This window comes from Shewanella sp. UCD-KL21 (assembly GCF_001957135.1).
GTDB lineage: Bacteria > Pseudomonadota > Gammaproteobacteria > Enterobacterales > Shewanellaceae > Shewanella.
This window is the reverse complement of the sequence record NZ_MPHK01000009.1, coordinates 117,260-134,069: the sequence shown is the minus strand read 5'-3', so window position 1 is coordinate 134,069 and position 16,810 is coordinate 117,260. Positions and strand designations below refer to the sequence as shown.

The 16,810-nt window shown below is 41.0% G+C and carries 13 protein-coding genes; 7 read left to right on the top strand and 6 right to left on the bottom strand.

The genetic code is table 11. The features are described from left to right. Nucleotides 1-15 precede the first annotated feature (15 nt). The 5 genes from BM739_RS10365 (at nucleotide 16) to BM739_RS10345 (ending at nucleotide 6,733) form a co-directional block, all read left to right on the top strand. Entirely contained in the window at nucleotides 16-2,172 is a 2,157-nt protein-coding gene (locus BM739_RS10365) for a tetratricopeptide repeat protein (protein WP_076540340.1), read from the top strand. A gap of 163 nt (nucleotides 2,173-2,335) precedes the next feature. Next, entirely contained in the window at nucleotides 2,336-3,892 is a 1,557-nt protein-coding gene (locus BM739_RS10360; RefSeq protein ID WP_076540338.1) for a GGDEF domain-containing protein, read from the top strand. Between the two features lie 31 nt (nucleotides 3,893-3,923). Further along, a complete protein-coding gene (ppnN, locus tag BM739_RS10355) occupies nucleotides 3,924-5,285 on the top strand; it encodes a nucleotide 5'-monophosphate nucleosidase PpnN (RefSeq protein WP_076540336.1) in 1,362 nt (453 codons plus the stop codon). A 183-nt stretch (nucleotides 5,286-5,468) separates the two neighbouring features. Further along, complete coding sequence (xni, locus tag BM739_RS10350; protein WP_076540334.1) at nucleotides 5,469-6,227, top strand: flap endonuclease Xni; 759 nt, start codon at nucleotides 5,469-5,471, stop codon at nucleotides 6,225-6,227. 26 nt (nucleotides 6,228-6,253) lie between these two features. After that, the gene (locus tag BM739_RS10345) at nucleotides 6,254-6,733 is read left to right on the top strand and encodes a DUF3192 domain-containing protein (RefSeq protein WP_076540332.1); all 480 of its coding nucleotides are present in this window, start codon (nucleotides 6,254-6,256) and stop codon (nucleotides 6,731-6,733) included. Nucleotides 6,734-6,817: 84 nt separating this feature from the next. On the opposite strand, the gene BM739_RS10340 is transcribed toward BM739_RS10345, so the two are convergent. Continuing rightward, nucleotides 6,818-9,580, bottom strand: a complete 2,763-nt coding sequence (locus BM739_RS10340; RefSeq protein ID WP_076540331.1) for a prolyl oligopeptidase family serine peptidase — start codon at nucleotides 9,578-9,580, stop codon at nucleotides 6,818-6,820. A gap of 523 nt (nucleotides 9,581-10,103) precedes the next feature. Between BM739_RS10340 and BM739_RS10335 the strand changes: the two genes are divergently transcribed. Then, a complete protein-coding gene (locus BM739_RS10335) occupies nucleotides 10,104-11,114 on the top strand; it encodes an isocitrate dehydrogenase (RefSeq protein ID WP_076540329.1) in 1,011 nt (336 codons plus the stop codon). Nucleotides 11,115-11,256: 142 nt separating this feature from the next. Here BM739_RS10335 and rlmM read toward each other — a convergent pair whose 3' ends face one another. The 4 genes from rlmM to BM739_RS10315 all read right to left on the bottom strand — a co-directional run bounded on the left by rlmM (nucleotide 11,257) and on the right by BM739_RS10315 (nucleotide 14,658). Next, nucleotides 11,257-12,348, bottom strand: coding sequence for a 23S rRNA (cytidine(2498)-2'-O)-methyltransferase RlmM (rlmM, locus tag BM739_RS10330; RefSeq protein ID WP_076540328.1), 1,092 nt, complete (start codon nucleotides 12,346-12,348; stop codon nucleotides 11,257-11,259). 187 nt (nucleotides 12,349-12,535) lie between these two features. Beyond that, nucleotides 12,536-12,916 carry a DUF423 domain-containing protein gene (locus BM739_RS10325; protein ID WP_076540326.1) on the bottom strand — a complete coding sequence of 127 codons (381 nt, stop codon included), beginning with the start codon at nucleotides 12,914-12,916 and terminating at the stop codon, nucleotides 12,536-12,538. A 22-nt stretch (nucleotides 12,917-12,938) separates the two neighbouring features. Continuing rightward, nucleotides 12,939-13,670, bottom strand: a complete 732-nt coding sequence (locus BM739_RS10320) for an alpha/beta family hydrolase (protein ID WP_076540325.1) — start codon at nucleotides 13,668-13,670, stop codon at nucleotides 12,939-12,941. A 76-nt stretch (nucleotides 13,671-13,746) separates the two neighbouring features. Then, nucleotides 13,747-14,658, bottom strand: a complete 912-nt coding sequence (locus BM739_RS10315) for a transcriptional regulator GcvA (RefSeq protein WP_076540323.1) — start codon at nucleotides 14,656-14,658, stop codon at nucleotides 13,747-13,749. Nucleotides 14,659-14,836: 178 nt separating this feature from the next. On the opposite strand from BM739_RS10315, the gene BM739_RS10310 reads away from it, so the two are divergent. Then, nucleotides 14,837-15,073, top strand: coding sequence for a hypothetical protein (locus BM739_RS10310; RefSeq protein ID WP_076540321.1), 237 nt, complete (start codon nucleotides 14,837-14,839; stop codon nucleotides 15,071-15,073). Nucleotides 15,074-15,234: 161 nt separating this feature from the next. Here the strand turns inward: BM739_RS10310 and thiI are convergent, their stop codons facing one another. Beyond that, entirely contained in the window at nucleotides 15,235-16,689 is a 1,455-nt protein-coding gene (thiI, locus tag BM739_RS10305; protein ID WP_076540319.1) for a tRNA uracil 4-sulfurtransferase ThiI, read from the bottom strand. Nucleotides 16,690-16,810: the final 121 nt, after the last annotated feature.

Genomic DNA, 16,810 nt, shown 5'->3' with positions numbered 1-16,810 from the left:
GGTTGTTCATTCTTCATGCGAAAACTCATTAGTGGATTACTCAGCTTAATATTACTGTCGGCCTATCCTGTTGCTGCGGATACCTTCACCGAAGCTGAAATTGAGTTTAATGAACGCCCAGTTCAATTGTTTGACCAACTGCAGAAAAAAACCAACTTCCCATTATCATTTAACAACCGCCAGCAATTTGAACAACTGGCTAAAGAATTAAAATACCAACCTGAGCAATTACAAAGAGATTTAGCGACCCTAGCAAGATTATATTTACAATCAACCATCACTGCCCCTAATGAAGTCAGTCATGCTCGCTTATTAACTCGACAACTTGAATCAATCGCTATTACCCCGCTAGATGAAGCAAAAATTTTACTCTTAGAGGGAAGAATAAGAGGCAGAGAGGATCAGCAATATCAACAAAGTATCATTCTGTTCAAAGAGGCATTAAACAAAATAGCCTCGCTCAATGACAGCGAAGCCATGAGCTATAAATTTGTGTTACAAGGGTATTTAAGCACCATGAATGGCTTGCTAAAACAAGATACCCAAGCCATGTATCACTACAAACAGTATCGCGACCTTGCCTACCAAATGCGGGAGGATTATTTCATTGCCCAAGCTGAAACCGCTTTAGGTAAGTTCTACGTTAATAAGCAGCAACTGGCAAAGGCATTACAGCACTATAACGAAGCATTTCGCATTACCAGTCGATTAGACACCCCTGTACTACATGCGCACACTCAATTTCAGTTATCACGCTTATATCGAGATCTAGGCCAATGGGATGAAGCCCTAAAAAATGCCAACAATGCCGCCATTAGTTTTCAGCAGCTAGGACAACAAGCCTTCCAATCAAAAGCCTTAACAGTCATCGCAATGGTTTATGGTATGCAAAAACAATGGAATAAAGCCATTGATTACTACCTTAATGCCCAACAAATTGATCAGCAAAATGGCCATCTTATTGGTCAAGCCCTTAACTTTCATAATATCGGCGAAGCCTACTTCTATTTAGATAATTATCAGTCATCTCTTAATTACTTGACCATGGCCAATGAAATTTTTAAAGCCAGAAAGGTATTACACTACTTAGTGTATAACGAGTTATTGTTTGCTCAGGTAAGCTCAAAACAGCAGCAATGGCAGCAAACCATTACACATGCTGAGGCCGCGCTAGAGATAGCAGAATCAAAACAACTGATTGATGCCCAAAAAGAAGCCCTAGAATACCTTTCCATTGCTTACCGTAAAGTGGATGATATTTCCTCTACCCTTGAGGTAATGGATAAAATGGTTGCCATTAGTCAAAGTGAACAAGCGTCACCTGTCAATGACTTGGTTCATTCAAGCCTAAACGAAGAAAAGTTCAAACTAGAAATTAGTAATTTACAGCAAAAACTCACTCGCTACATGGGTGATAACAAGGATCAACAAAAGGCTATTATAATTCTGTTGGCGGTGGTATTTATCTTTGCCTTTTTATGGTTTGTCAGCCTAAAAAAATTAAATCGCGCCAAACAAACCTGCCAAACCTTACGACGGTTATCAGTGCAAGAACCACTGACACAACTGAACGGTTACCAAGCATTAATTAATTTACTTTCAAGTGCCCGTTCACCAAAAACCCTGGCTTTAGTGAATATTCGCGCCCTCGCTGATATTGATATTGATCTGGGTTTATCCGAATATAAGGCGATTACGGCATCCCTTAGCAAACAATTAGAACTGGATTTAAATTGTGAAGTGTTCATCATCAAACCGGGTGAATTTGGCTTATGTTTCTCAGACGAGTTATCAGCCCAGCAAACATTAACCAACTTAGAAGCGCAGCTAGCTGCAATCACCATTGCCAATAAAAACAACATACCTAATTTTTCAGATATTAATGAGCAGCCATTACACGCCATTATGGGCCACGTTAACTTGCCATTACTGGCCAATCCTGATTTAAGATTAACGGCACAATTACAATATGAAACGGTGCAATATGCCCTCGCGGCGGCAAAAAGCCTCAATGAAGCTCAAACCTATGTCAGTATTCGCAGCTTAAATTTTGCCCCTGCGGCGATATTTTTTAAACCGCTGTATTTAAATTTAACCCATGCATTACAAAGAGGGATAATTAGGGCTGAAACTAATCGTCAAGCCGCCGATATTAACTGGCCAACCGATTAAGTTAACAACCCAGGCGATTTACGCTTAAATAACACACAAGTCAATGATATATATCAAAAAAGAAAACAAACGATGTGTGTAAACAAATAATTAGTGGTATTGTTATTCAATATAGTTAATTGGACTAATAACAAATTTATTTTTCTCTAGGAAGGCTTACAGCATGCAAGACTCTTCAGCTGCGGTGTCACAAGTTTCATTATTAAAACAAAAGCTCAACGCCGCTAAATTAGCAATAGAAGAAATTCATGATGATCGTAGTGAAAAATTACGCACCTTAATTCAATTTTTAGGGCACTTAAGCTTAGCGTGCAAAGGCCAAAATCTTGAATTAGATAATCGTCTTGCCAAACTGAGGCATCACTTGCAGGGTTTTGAGCAAATTGATGAAGCCTTGCCTGAATTGGTGGGTATTGAGCGGTTATTAAAGGCGCAATATAGCCAAACAATGACCAGCCTAGAAGAAAGTCGCAGTAGCCTTTCGCGGGTGATCAGCCAGATTCAGCGGGTTGACTCAGCCCCTGATGAAATCAAAAAAGAAATTAACTACTTTAAAAAAGATCTTAATAAGCCGATCCATACCATTTGGGAGTATATTCCTAAAGTTGAACAAGTTATCGGCTTTTATGAGCAAATTCTTCAGCAAAAGTTTGCCAATGCTGATGACCATGTCATTTTGCCTCAACACTTGATTTTAGCAAAAGAGTTAGCCCAAAAAATATCTGAGATAGAATTCAGAAAAGAGCAACGTGATCAAATTCTGGTCATGAAAGAAGTGCTTATGGGTGATATTAAGCTCAATACTTTACTTGAGTCATATCAAACTATTTTGAGCTTTTTACTGAATAACATCGCCCGAGAAAAAACCGCCTCTCAGGATTTTCTGTATACCTTAAATGATGCGATTAGCATAGTTCGTGATGTGGTCAATAATACTGCAAACAATAACGAGCGCTCGCAACAAATTAAAACTCAACTTAATAAAGAAATTAACCTGCGGGTTGATAGTGCTGACGGTATTGTCGATGACGTCGATGATATTATCGCGCTAAAAACTGAGCTTACCGTCCAACTTGCTTCATTAAGAGATGCATTAAACCGTAAAGAAGCCCTTGAAACTCGTGAGCAATCACTGCTGCGTAAATCCGTTGAGTCGATGAAAAAAGAGCTAAGCTCTATTACTAAAGAAGCCAACAGTTACAAAGAAAAACTGTTTGAGCATCAAAAACTCAACCTATTAGACCCATTAACCCAACTGCCAAATCGTGCTGCATTAGAAGATAGAATGGAGCAAGAGTATAGAAACCATAAACGCTTTAATAGCCCATTATGGGTGGCGGTAACTGATATTGATTACTTTAAAACAGTCAATGACAGTTTTGGTCATAGTACCGGTGATAAAACCCTGCAAGTGATTTCCATGGCGCTAAAAAACTCCCTTAGAGAAAGTGAGTTTGTTGCCCGTTATGGCGGCGAAGAATTTGTTTTATTGCTACCAGATGTCAATGAAGAGCATATTGGTCTATTGTTAAATCGGGTCAAAGATAAAATTAAGAATATTCCATTTAAGTTTAAAAATCAGAGAATTACTGTGACACTATCCATAGGTGCCGCTCAGGTCATGGAAAACGAACGTATCGAAGAAACCTTTGAACGTGCCGATGCTGCACTTTATAAAGCCAAAAATAAAGGTCGAGATAGAGTTGTAATCGATATCTAGTATCTACTGCAACTCTACCAAGGAGTTGCATATGATAATAAAGATCAGCCCTAGAGGCAGCTTAGATCAACTTTCGCAAATGGAGGTTGATCGCCTCAAGCAAAGTGCTAAAAATGAGTTATACCAACTACTGCGAAACTGCTCACTGGCAGTGCTTGCCTCCGGTTTAAAAAGTGATAATTCTGACGCTTTATTCAAGCGCTACGCCAATTTTCATATTAATGTGCTGCAACGTGAACGCGGCTTATTACTGGAGCTTATCAACCCGCCAACACAAGCCTTCGTTGATGGTGAAATCATTGCAGGGATCCAAGAACATCTTTTTGCGGTGCTTCGCGATATCGTCTATATCGACAATAAATATGACAATCTAAAGCATATCAATCTCACCAATGCCAGCCACATTACCAATGTCGTATTTGATATCTTGCGTAATGCCAGAGTCATTTCGCCGATGATCGACCCTAATGTCATAGTATGTTGGGGCGGACACAGCATTAACCCCATAGAGTATCAATACACCCGCGAAGTAGGCTATGAACTGGGGTTAAGAGCGTTAGATATCTGCACTGGTTGTGGCCCGGGCGCAATGGAAGGCCCAATGAAAGGCGCCGCCATTGGTCATGCCAAACAGCGCATTAAAGATGCCCGCTATATTGGCTTAACCGAGCCCAGTATTATTGCCGCAGAGCCCCCGAATCAAATAGTCAATGAGCTGGTGATATTACCGGATATCGAAAAACGCTTAGAGGCCTTTGTCCGTTTAGGCCATGGTATTGTTATCTTTCCCGGCGGCGCGGGCACCGCTGAAGAGCTGCTTTATATTTTGGGTATTTTGCTTAATCCCGCCAATGCCCAGCTGCCCTTTCCACTGATTTTAACCGGCCCTAAACAAAGTGCGGACTACTTTATTGAAATCGATGACTTTATCGGCGCAACCCTTGGTCAGCAGGCCCGAGATAAATACCAAATCATTATTGATGACCCTGTAAAAGTAGCGCAGCTGATGAAACAAGGCATGAGCGATGTAAAAGCCATGCGTAAACAACTTGGTGATGCCTACCAATACCAGTGGGCGCTGAAAATAGAACCTGAATTTCAACTGCCTTTTGAGCCAAATCACGAGGTGATGAAAAATCTGCACCTGTTTTTTCACCCGAACAAAGCTGAGTTAGCGGCCAGTTTACGGCGGGCGTTTTCAGGCATTGTGGCCGGTAATGTTAAAAGTGAGACCATTAAACTTATTGAAGACTTAGGTCCATTTGAGATAAGTGGTGATGAGCGGCTGATGACCATGATGGATAAACTGCTGGCAGCATTCGTAACGCAACAAAGAATGAAACTTCCAGGCAGCGAATATACTCCTTGCTATCGCATCAATAATAAAAAATAGCGCATGTAATATTGCTTTGCTTTGCCGTCATAGATTTTGCTTTTTAATCAAGTTGCGCTTAAATAGCCATTGATTTCACTGTTAAAAACAAGCCGTAAGGTTTAAGCTCAAGGACGGTTAATTTATAATAAAATCATACAGTGGCTCAATGTGAGCGACCTTACTGCAAACGAAAAGAAAAACATGAATAAATTACTCATTATCGATGGCCTTAATCTTGTTAGGCGTATTCATGCGGTATTGCCAGATGAAACGGATATCGTCAGTGTTAAAGAGCGCACACTGTCAGCATGTAAAAAATTACTTAAACATCACCAACCAACCCATGCCATTATGGTGTGGGACGGTGATGAAGAATCGTGGCGTAAAAAGCTCTACCCTGATTATAAAAAGGGCCGTAAGCCTATGCCTGTCGCTTTAAAGGCTGGCCTTGAAGATATCAAAACCGCTCTGGCCATTGAACATGTTCAATCCCATGATGCCGTTTCAGAAGCCGATGATGTGATTGCCACCTTGGCCACTAAAATTGCTGAAAATAACGGTCAGGCCATCATAGTGTCAACCGACAAAGGGTTTGGGCAACTGATGCACAGCAATATTGTTATTTGGGATCATTTCAAGCAGCAATATTTTGATATAAAAGCCTTAGAGAAAAAGCTCGCTGTGCAGCAAAATCAAATTTTAGACTTTATCGCGCTTGCGGGAGACGCAGGGAATAAAGTTCCTGGAATTGCCGGTATTGGGCCAAAATCAGCAGCGGATTTATTAAACAAGTTCAGAAGCTTGGCAAACTTGTATCAGTCACTGGATAATCTTGGCGCGAAACAAGCGCTAAAGTTATCAGAGGGCAAAGAGATGGCAAGAATCAGTTATAAATTGGCGCAACTGCAATGCCATATGCCGCTAAACATTAACCTCAAGCAGTTTAGAGTAGTAAGCTAACCATCAATGAAGCAAGGAATCGCCTGATGAAACCTAAAGTGTCATATTTAATCGCAACCATATTTATTGCATATGTCACTTTTGTTGTTTTCGTTATATTTGTCTACGAGACTCGGCCTGAAGATCGCAGCTGGCAAGAACGCCAAGAATTTAACCATAAAATGCTTAGCGAAATTATGATTGGCCAAACCATTGATAGCATTAGGCAGCTAATGGGCCGAGCCGATTTTTCAGAAGCCAAGGCATCGTCTGATGGCAGCTTTCAAATTATGTTTTACCGCACTCACCATGTCACCTCCGACGGTCAAACCACTAAAGATGAATGCACGCCGTTGTTATTTAAAGATGGCGAGCTGATTGCTTGGGGGCAAGAAACCTATGAGCAATTTTTGCAAATACCGATTATTGCTATTGTGCCTCAAACTGAAACCGATCTTAACGCGACACAAGTAAGTCCAATCCCCGCAGAGCAAGGCATAGAAACAGCAATAACTTCAGAGCAATAACCTCTCAGGTGTAAACATAAAAAATGCCACTGAATATCGCTATCAGTGGCATTTTTAGTTCAAAATTAGATTGAATTGTAAGGGTTAATCTTGGTTATGTTCTCGATATGCCTCACCTTCTTTTAACCACTTAGGCGCTGCTAAGCCTTTTAAATAATGGTCAAAATACTGCTTCATTCGAATGGTGTAATCTAGTTTATTAGGGTACTTTTTCAAATGATGTGGTTCATCTTCATATTGTAAAAACACCACATCTTTACCGGTTCTGCGCATGGCAAGATATAACTCCACCCCCTGCTCCCACGGCACCGCATCATCTTTATCACCGAACATAATCATCATTGGAGTTTGAATGCGTTCAGCATAAAACACCGGTGAGTTTTCAATGTACTTTTGCGGCGATTTAAACAAACTTTCAGCAATTCGGCTTTGACCGGTTTCATACTGAAATTGACGAGCAAGGCCAGAGCCATGACGAATGCCGCTATAAGCACTGGTCATGTTCGACACAGGGGCGCCGGTAACCGCTGCTTTAAAGATATTGGTTTGGGTCACAGCGAAAGCAGTTTGATAACCGCCCCATGAATGGCCTTGAATACCAATGGCATCTGGATCGGCAACGCCCATATCAATGATTTTTTGAACCCCAGCAGTTAATGCTTTTACTGACGAGATCCCCGGGTAACCCACTTCAAAACGAATATCAGGTAAGAAAATGGCATAGCCATTATCTGCATACCAAGCAAAGTTTGGTCGATGATTAATTGCCATATGCGGGAATGAATGCAAACGATCGCTCATAAAGCGATAGAAATACACCATCACCGGATACTGTTTACCGGCTTGATAGTTCGTTGGCTTGATCAGTACGCCATCTGCAGGGCGACCATCACCATCACGCCAACGCACCAATTCTGCTGCGCCCCAATTAAAACCATCTCGCTGACTATCTAAATCAGTTTGTTGGCTGGCTTCATTAGGCGTATTCACACTTGAGGTATATAGATCAGGGTACAGATCATAGCGCTGCTTAGAAAACACCATAGTGTCGCTATTTTTACTGCGGGCAAGTACCGTCAATTTTGCTTCGGTTTCAAGTTGCAACGAAATCCCAGGGACACCAACAATAGCGCCATAAAAACTGTCAGCTTTGGTGTGTTCATTATAACTGTGTAATAGCAGCGCTTGCTGCTGTTCAATGACAGCAGGCGTATCTGCCGTTGCATATAACCCTGCCAGTCTAAATTGCTGACGGTTTTTACGCCCTTCACCCGCTGATAGCATAAAACCGTCAAACGATGAGCTGCTAAATTGCCACACATCATATTTGTCATAGCCAATAATGCCTGAATCATCTGCTAGCCAAGGCCCTAAACCATAACTTGGCGCATTACTGGGATAATCGTGGTCTTCATTAGCAAAGCTAACAGTAATACCTTTGGTTAAGCTGTGTTTTCTGGCATTGGCAATATCATATAAAAACAACCCGCCTTGTTGATAATATGCCACAAAACGCCCATTGGGTGACAAGCTTGGCATTTCACCTGAGGCATGTTGAGTTAAGATTTTCAGCTTACGGCCTGTATTTAAATCCACTAGATAGACATCTTGATAAAAGCCTGCCCAGGTGATCATTTTTTGATAAGGCACATCTGAGGTTGCTAATAAATAACGCTTTTGTTCGCCATAGTGCACATCCGGTAAGGCTTTATCAGCCAGTTGCACTATGCGGTTGGCATTAACGTGCATCACAGCAAGATAAGTACGCTTTAACTCTTTGGCATATTGTTTTACTTCATGGGGTTTTATTTTTGGGTCGTCACCATGCCACACTTTTAAATCACGTAGTCCAGTGATAATTTGTTGATCAAATAAATCAGCTTCAGACTCGATTGTTGCCAATGTCAGCGCTTTATCTACTTGCGGTACACGGCCAATAAATAGTCTTAAGCTATCTTCAGAAAAGAAGATTTTTGAATACTGATTTAAAGTCCAGTCATCATCTGTTGGCACCTGTTTGAGCTTAAGAGACTCTAAAGCCAAAAGCTTCAGTTGATACTCTCGCTCGTCACGCTCAACACTTGCATCGCCTTGGGTAAAGCCAAGCCAGTTGCCATCATCAGATAAACTCAGCTCAGCCACTTGATAGCTGTCTGACTTATAAACTTGCTTTAAGGTATTAGTGATTAAATCAACCTTTTTAATCACATGCTGCTTGGCAGTAATATCATTAATGGCAACCACAAATTGGTTGCCTGAGCGGTCAAAGTTAAATTGAGTAACATGGTCAAACTCATGGAAAGTATTGGTGGCGAGTTGAATCAGCTTAAAACCACTGCCTTTATCTGCAGCGTTAATGCTCGTTTCTTTAGCGTCTTCTTTACCATCTTCTTTAGTGTCAGCAATATCAAACCAAACCGCTAAATAATCGCCTTTGGCACTAAACTCAGCTTGTTTAACCCGCTTAAACTGTTGCTGATTACCTGTTTTGGTATTCAGTAAGCTAAGCCCTGCACTAAGCTCCGATTTTTTGAGGGTTTCTTTTTCTAATAAGCTCGGCGCAATAGTGGCAATCACATAATCGCCATTGGCACTGACTTTAACATCAGAGCCACCATCAATTTGATACTGCTTTTGGGTGGCCACTTGATTGACTAAGGCGCGGCTATTACCGCGATCGGGCATAGCCTCAACCGCTAATACTGCGCCATTTTCAGAGATAACGGGAGTCTGTAAGGTCTCAAAGTGCATAATGTCATCGAGCAATAACGGCTTAATGTTGTCAGCTGATATGGCTGACATTGACACTGTTAACAGAGTCAATGGAATAAGGTTACGTAACTTCAAATCTTCCTCGTTATTGTTGTTATGGAATGAAATACAGTTCAGCTAAATTCATTAACTGAAAACATAATTGAAATTTAATAAAACATTATTGAAAAATAACACCGCAGTTTAATTAATGACCATTCAGACTAAACAGTGCCAAGTTATTTTTACAGCCCCTTCGTGAGTAGACCTATGGCGAGTAGACTGATAGTTAGTAGACCAAAGTCGTCTATTTAAAATCTGTCATCTGCTTATGCTATGTTCGCGAAACAATCTTACAACCAACCTTTTATTAACAATCAAAGCTGATTTATGACGCGAAATAAGCCTTTCAATTACATGGTTGTGAATATCTTAAAGCAATCAACTGAGGATTAGCTTAATTATTTAAAAAAATATGTGATTAAACTCACTAAAAACTGTAAAACAAAATCTAAATTCGTTAAAATGCGCCGCAACAAAACCGTTAGTAAGTAGTCTTGTTAAGGTATTGTAAACAATAACAAGAAAATGCAGTAACCACTCAGTGGAAGGACTATCCATGCCAAAACGTACTATAACCGTAATCCCAGGTGATGGGATTGGACCAAGCATTATCGATTCGGCTTTAAAAATTCTCGACAAGGCTGGTTGCGACTTTGAATATGAGTTTGCAGACGCCGGTTTAGCCGCATTAGAAAAGCAAGGTGAATTAGTACCTCAGCGTACCTTAGACCTTATCGAAAAAAACCGTATTACCCTTAAAGGGCCATTAACCACACCTGTGGGTGAAGGTTTTACCTCTATCAATGTAAGCCTACGTAAAAAATTCAGCTTATATGCTAACGTGCGCCCTGTGCTTTCTTTTAAAGGTACTCAAGCACGTTATGACAACATTGATATCATCACAGTGCGTGAAAACACTGAAGGTATGTATTCAGGCTTAGGCCAAAAAGTATCTGACGATGGCGCAACTGCTGAAGCGACCAGTATCATTACTCGTCAAGGTGCAGAGCAAATTACCACTTTTGCTTATGAGCTAGCACGTAAAGAAAACCGTAAAAAAGTGACTATCGTTCATAAAGCTAACATCATGAAGTCTACTTCAGGTTTATTCTTGAAAGTGGCGCGTGAAGTCAGTGCTCGTTACCCAGATATCGAAACTGAAGAAATGATTGTTGATGCAACCTGTATGAAGTTGGTCATGAATCCAGAAAACTTCGATGTATTGGTAACAACTAACTTATTCGGTGACATTCTATCTGACTTATGTGCAGGTCTTGTTGGCGGCTTAGGTATGGCACCAGGTGCTAACATAGGTAAAGATGCAGCAATTTTCGAAGCAGTTCATGGTAGTGCACCTGATATTGCAGGTAAAAACCTTGCAAACCCTACATCAGTGATTTTAGCCTCTATCCAAATGCTGGAGTATTTAGGCATGGCTGACAAAGCGGAAATGATCCGCTCTGCAGTATCAGCTGTGATTGAAGAAGGCGATCGCACCACCCGCGATCTTGGTGGTACTCATGGTACAACTGACTTCACTCAAGCTGTTGTTGATCGTTTAGGATAAGCTTTAGCTGAGTTATTGCCGCGCCAATAACTCTAGTGTAAATCAAACGATAATAAAAAAGCCCTTAGTGATATTCACTAAGGGCTTTTTAATGTTTGTTTTATATTTAGCAAAAATAAATTTAAATCGTCAGCTAAATAGCTTAGTTAAACGCCCAAGCGGTATTGGGTTTAACCCATAAGTGAACTGTCACTTCATCACGGTCATGATAAAGGTGCTTACACTGTAATTTAAAATCTGTGATGTCGTTTTCTTTTAAGATTTCAGCCATGGTATCTAAAATCTGTCTGACTTCTTTATAACGACTTTTCATTGGTAATTTAAGGTTAAAAATCGCTTCTTTAAACCAGCCATTAATCGCCCAAGCTTCAACCAGCTCAGCTACACGAGACGGTTTTTCAACCATGTCACACACTAACCAATAAATGTTTTTTCTTGGTGGTTCGAAACGAAAACCATCGGCGCGATAATGTTTAACCTGCCCTGTGTCCATTAACTTCTGATCCATAGGACCGTTATCAACTGCAGCGACAAACATGCCACGGCGTACTAGCTGATAAGTCCAGCCACCAGGACAAGCGCCTAAATCCACAGAATGAAGCCCTGAGCGGCAGCGGTCTTCTTGCTCTTCCTTGGTTAAGAATTGCCCAAAAGCCTCATCTAATTTCAAGCTTGAACGACTCGGTGCATCGGCAGCCATTTTAAGACGGGGAATGCCCATAAAATAAGGTGAGCTATTGTTTGATAATGAATAGCCGACATAAGCCGTACCCGGCGCCACAAAACACACATGAATGATAGGTCTGCGGTTATTTTCTTGGGCTAATAATGCCCCAGATTTTTTCAGGCCTTGACGTAAAGGCACTGTGAATTTACGGCAAAAACCTGACAGCTCTTTAGCTTCATTGGTATCTGGGGTTTCAACTCGTAACTCACCCGCTTTTGACACTTCACTTAAAGCAGCCACAATCGGTGATACTCTGTCTTTTTCAGGCAAATCTTTTATCAACTCACCAGCAGCAAACATTTGTCTTGCAAACACTAATGAATTTAGCTCAATTTGCTTTGCCAGTTGCTCACCGCCGTTTTCTTCAAAACATTGGTAAATCACATAAGCATCATTGGTATTGGTTTTAACAAAGCCACCAATGTTTAATTCAGCTGCACGCTGTTGAATTTCTGCGGCGCAATCTTTCTCATAGCCTGCGCGGCAAAATATAAAGAGGTTTTTCATGATAAGCCTTAAGCTTCTATAACCATAACTGCTTCACAGTATGGTCGAAGGACAAAATAATGGGGGCATTATACTCAAAAATTATGCCGCTGTGTTAAATAGAAAAGGCAAACGGATAAAAGCAACAAAGCAGCAGATGCGATAAACATGCTGCTGCTTTGAAATACTTGCCAAAGGTGGCGCTAAGTTATTTCTGCTTAGTGTGTTTTGCTATCGCAATGGCAAACAATGTCCAGCCAATCAGCATACAAGCGCCGCCCATAGGGGTAATTGGCCCAATCCATTTGGCACCAGTAAAGGCGTATAAATACAAGGAACCTGAAAACAATAAAATCCCCACGAAGAATAAATAACCTGCCCAATCCAGCAGTTTTGAACTTATCCAGTGGCCACTTAACGCCACGGCAATAATGGCAAAGGTGTGATAAAAGTGATAATCGACACCGAGTTTAAAAATCGCAACCAACTCAGGCGGGGCAATACTTTTTAATCCATGGGCACCAAAAGCCCCTAAAGCAACCGCTAAAAAGCCACTGATCGCCGCTAACAATAATAAACCTTGTCTCATTGCTATCTCACTTTATAAAAAATTAATCCACAATATCAGTAATAAACTGATCGCATTGGTTTAAGCAGTGCTTCAGATTAGCCGCTAATGTTGTGCCTGACGACTTGCGCGGTTTAAAACTATGATCGCCATCGGTTATCCAGCTGATTTTGACTTGTTTATTTATATCCCACTGCGGTATTTCGTTGATGCCGCCAAATTTATCCCGCTCACCTTGCACCACCATTAATGGTTTCAAGCCATTATTTAACGGCTCAAGTCTCGGCTCTCCACCTTTTAACGGGACAAAAGGGTAACCTAGGCAAATGCAGCCTTTAATTAAGGCGTTAATTGCAGCAGAGATCTCAACCTGCTCATCATTAATGATAAGTTCATCATCGGTTAACAATGTCGCCGCCATTCTGCCGCCCATTGATTTACCCATTAACACAATGTTTTCGACTACAAGATCATTGTCTTCAATGGTTTGTTCAATGGAATTAAGTAGCGCAGTAAAATGCATTAACAGCTTAGGCGCTCTATCTGGCGGCCTTCTTTTGCCATCTTGCATATTGGCTTGCATATATAAGAAGTTAAAGCGCAACACTTGATAACCTTTAGCAACCAAGCCATTGGCGATATCGACCATAAACTCATGGTGCATATTAGCCCCAGCGCCATGGGCCAATACTACTAATGTTTTACTGGGCTGACCCTGTAAGATTGATTCAATTGCTACACTATCGTTTGTTACTGCTGGGCCTGCGGGGGTCATATCATTGGTTTCTTCAATTGTTAGTGACAAAAGTATTAATTACTACGCTATATAGTTAAGCTTGGCTAAGTTAACCCTAGCCTGACAATAATTCACTGCGTGACTCTTCAGCAAACATATCCACCATCCACTCTCTAAAGGCGGCGACTTTACCTAATTCAGAATGATTTTGCTGACACACTAGGTAATAAGCATCTTTACTGACTAACACTTCAGAGAAGGGACACACCAAGCGGCCAGCTTTAATATCCGGCCTTGCGAGTACGCTGTAACCCAGCGCAATGCCTTGGCCATGAGCGGCAGCTTGCAGTACTAACGATGAATGACTAAAGATAGGGCCAGAATTAACATTAATTTCACTAATTCCACATTGTCTAAACCATGCCTGCCAATCATGACGGCTAGAGTCATGCAGTAAGGTATGATTTTTTAAGTCGCTGGGTTTCTCTAATGGTTTAGGACCATTAAGTAACAGTGGTGAACACACCGGGATGAGCACTTCATTACGCAATTTATCCGCTCTTAAGCCCGGCCAATTACCTTGGCCATAATAGATGGCCACATCCACATCATCCGTCAATGAGCCCGTTTCGCTGTCAACAGCTTTAATGCGCACATCAATATCGGGGTTTTGTTCACTAAACTTAGCCAAACGCGGCACAAGCCATTGAATTGCAAAACTTGGTGACATGCTTACCGTTAACGAACCAATGGCGCTTCGGGCTAATAATCGGTCGGTTGATTCACCTAATTGGATAAAAATATCTTTAATATCGAGGAAATAACTTTGACCTTCTTCGGTCAATAAAAGCGAACGATTTTTGCGGCGAAACAGTTTTAGGCCTAGAAAATCTTCTAATGCTTTTATTTGATGACTAACTGCAGCCTGAGTAACAAACAACTCTTCAGCGGCACGGGTAAAGCTCAAGTGCCTTGCTGCTGCTTCAAATGCTTTTACCGCGTTCAAAGGTGGCAATCTTCGCGACATAGTGATCCATCTCTCGTTTTTTAATTAGTTTTTCTAATGAATAGCGTTATATTTTGTCGTTTGTAAAGAACACTGTGTTCGGTTAAATTATGACCATCAAATTTATGCTGAGTTGGACAACTTCTACGCAGTGAAAGGGAGTGTCCGCCAGTGTTAAGTCAGCCCGGAGGCGACCTTTATGTTCAATTTAAAATCATTAGCTACAGTAGCTTTACTTTCTTGTTTTGCTTTTACAGCTAGCGCAAATGAAGAAAGCATTGATATCAGCGACCTTCAAGCTTCAATAAACGCAGAGCTTGAGCAAAGCATGTCAGAAATGCAAAGTAATGTTCAGGTTGATGTTAACAGCACTTTAGCTGCAGACAAAGAAGTTCAACAGCCAATCACTACTGCTGAAACGCGCACTGCTGATTAATTTACTGTAAAACCAGTAACAAAAAAACCGCATTGACCATTTTAATGGTAATGCGGTTTTTTTATGGGCTGAAATGACTGTCGCAGTTTCAATATGAAATACACATCACAGCCTGCAATGCTTAAGTAGGAGCATCGACTCGCGATACTCCTTTTACGCCATTAAGGACGGTATACTTTAACGTTGCTGTGACCTTGTTCAGTCAAGTATAACGCCTGCAATTTACTCATTACGCCGCGATCACAGTACAGTAAGTAAGTTTTACTTTTATCTAAATCAGCAAATTGCGTTGCTAATTTAAAGAAAGGAATTTTTAAGATTTCAGTGCCATCAATGCTTAGTGGGTTTTGCTCTTCTTCATCTTGTGCTCTGATATCAATCACAACACTGCCCGCTTCAATAGCATCAACGGTTTCGGTTTCACTTACTGTGGTTTCAACTTTTTCAGCAATTTGTTTAATGTCGATAACCACGGCATCTTCCACGATACGGTCAATTAAGTCTTCACTGAACTTAAGCTCTTCTGCTTCAATTTTTGCCAGTACAGCCTTAACGGTTGGCTTTTGCGAAATTACACCACAATACTCAGGAATCGCTTTAGCGAAATCTTCAGTACCAATTTGGCGGCTTTCATTGATAATGTCTTGCTTATCCATGGTGATCAATGGACGTAAAATCAATAAATCCGTACAGCGGTCAATCACGTTCAAGTTGGTCAGGGTTTGGCTTGAAACTTGGCCTAAACTCTCACCGGTAACCAAAGCTTGGATGTTGTACTTTTCAGCCATTTTAGTGGCGGCGCGCATCATCATACGCTTTAAGATAACGCCCATTTGACCGTTATCAATTTTTTCTAAAATTTCAGCAACCACTGGCTCAAATGGTACCGTCATAAAGCGCACTTTATGTGACTCACCATATTTTTGCCATAAATGATAAGCCACTTGCTTAACACCTATCTCATGCTGTGCGCCACCTAAGTTAAAGAAACAATAGTGTGTGCGGGCACCTTTTTTGATGAACTGATAGCTTGATACGCCTGAATCAAATCCACCCGAGATAAGCGATAATACATCTTCTTGAGTCGCCATAGGGAAACCACCCAAACCTGGAATACGGCGCACAACCATATACAGTTTTTCATGGTCAATTTCTAAATTAACCGTCATATCTGGATTTTTCAATTTCACACCGACCGCATCGGTATGCTGGTTTAAGCCACCGCCAACGTAGCGCTCAACTTCAATTGAATTAAAATCATGCTTACCAGTACGCTTAACACGAACACAGAAGGTTTTACCTGCCAGTTGCGCTTTATAAACAGGCAATACTTGCTGATAGATATCATCCATTGACTCAAAACGGTATTCATCAACTTGCACAACATGAGCAATACCAGGAATACATTCCAAACGCTCAGCAATGGCGTTAATGCGCGCTTGTTCATCGCTGTTGACGTGGATCATGATGCGATCCCACTGACGTTGTACTTTTACTTCGTCATCAACTTTTTTAAGTACATTTCGAATGTTGGTCTCAAGAATTTTAGTAAAACGCATACGAACAGTTTTACTTTTCATCATGATTTCTGGGTATAGCTTTACAATAAACTTCATTGGACTTCCGCGGCAACTGGTTTGGATGTTCACTTTTACGACTACGGATTGAGCTGATATTCAGTTCATTATCGATGCATAAAAGTCAAAAATAATAATGGCTGGAAATTAACCAGCCAAC

What these genes read in the sequence shown, in the direction of transcription:
- rlmM (WP_076540328.1), bottom strand. Translation starts at nt 12,348, where the DNA reads ATGAAAAACCTCTTTATATTTTGCCGCGCAGGCTATGAGAAAGATTGC.
- ppnN (WP_076540336.1), top strand. Translation starts at nt 3,924, where the DNA reads ATGATAATAAAGATCAGCCCTAGAGGCAGCTTAGATCAACTTTCGCAA.
- BM739_RS10335 (WP_076540329.1), top strand. Translation starts at nt 10,104, where the DNA reads ATGCCAAAACGTACTATAACCGTAATCCCAGGTGATGGGATTGGACCA.
- xni (WP_076540334.1), top strand. Translation starts at nt 5,469, where the DNA reads ATGAATAAATTACTCATTATCGATGGCCTTAATCTTGTTAGGCGTATT.
- BM739_RS10360 (WP_076540338.1), top strand. Translation starts at nt 2,336, where the DNA reads ATGCAAGACTCTTCAGCTGCGGTGTCACAAGTTTCATTATTAAAACAA.
- BM739_RS10365 (WP_076540340.1), top strand. Translation starts at nt 16, where the DNA reads ATGCGAAAACTCATTAGTGGATTACTCAGCTTAATATTACTGTCGGCC.
- BM739_RS10315 (WP_076540323.1), bottom strand. Translation starts at nt 14,658, where the DNA reads ATGTCGCGAAGATTGCCACCTTTGAACGCGGTAAAAGCATTTGAAGCA.
- thiI (WP_076540319.1), bottom strand. Translation starts at nt 16,689, where the DNA reads ATGAAGTTTATTGTAAAGCTATACCCAGAAATCATGATGAAAAGTAAA.
- BM739_RS10310 (WP_076540321.1), top strand. Translation starts at nt 14,837, where the DNA reads ATGTTCAATTTAAAATCATTAGCTACAGTAGCTTTACTTTCTTGTTTT.
- BM739_RS10345 (WP_076540332.1), top strand. Translation starts at nt 6,254, where the DNA reads ATGAAACCTAAAGTGTCATATTTAATCGCAACCATATTTATTGCATAT.
- BM739_RS10320 (WP_076540325.1), bottom strand. Translation starts at nt 13,670, where the DNA reads ATGACCCCCGCAGGCCCAGCAGTAACAAACGATAGTGTAGCAATTGAA.
- BM739_RS10325 (WP_076540326.1), bottom strand. Translation starts at nt 12,916, where the DNA reads ATGAGACAAGGTTTATTATTGTTAGCGGCGATCAGTGGCTTTTTAGCG.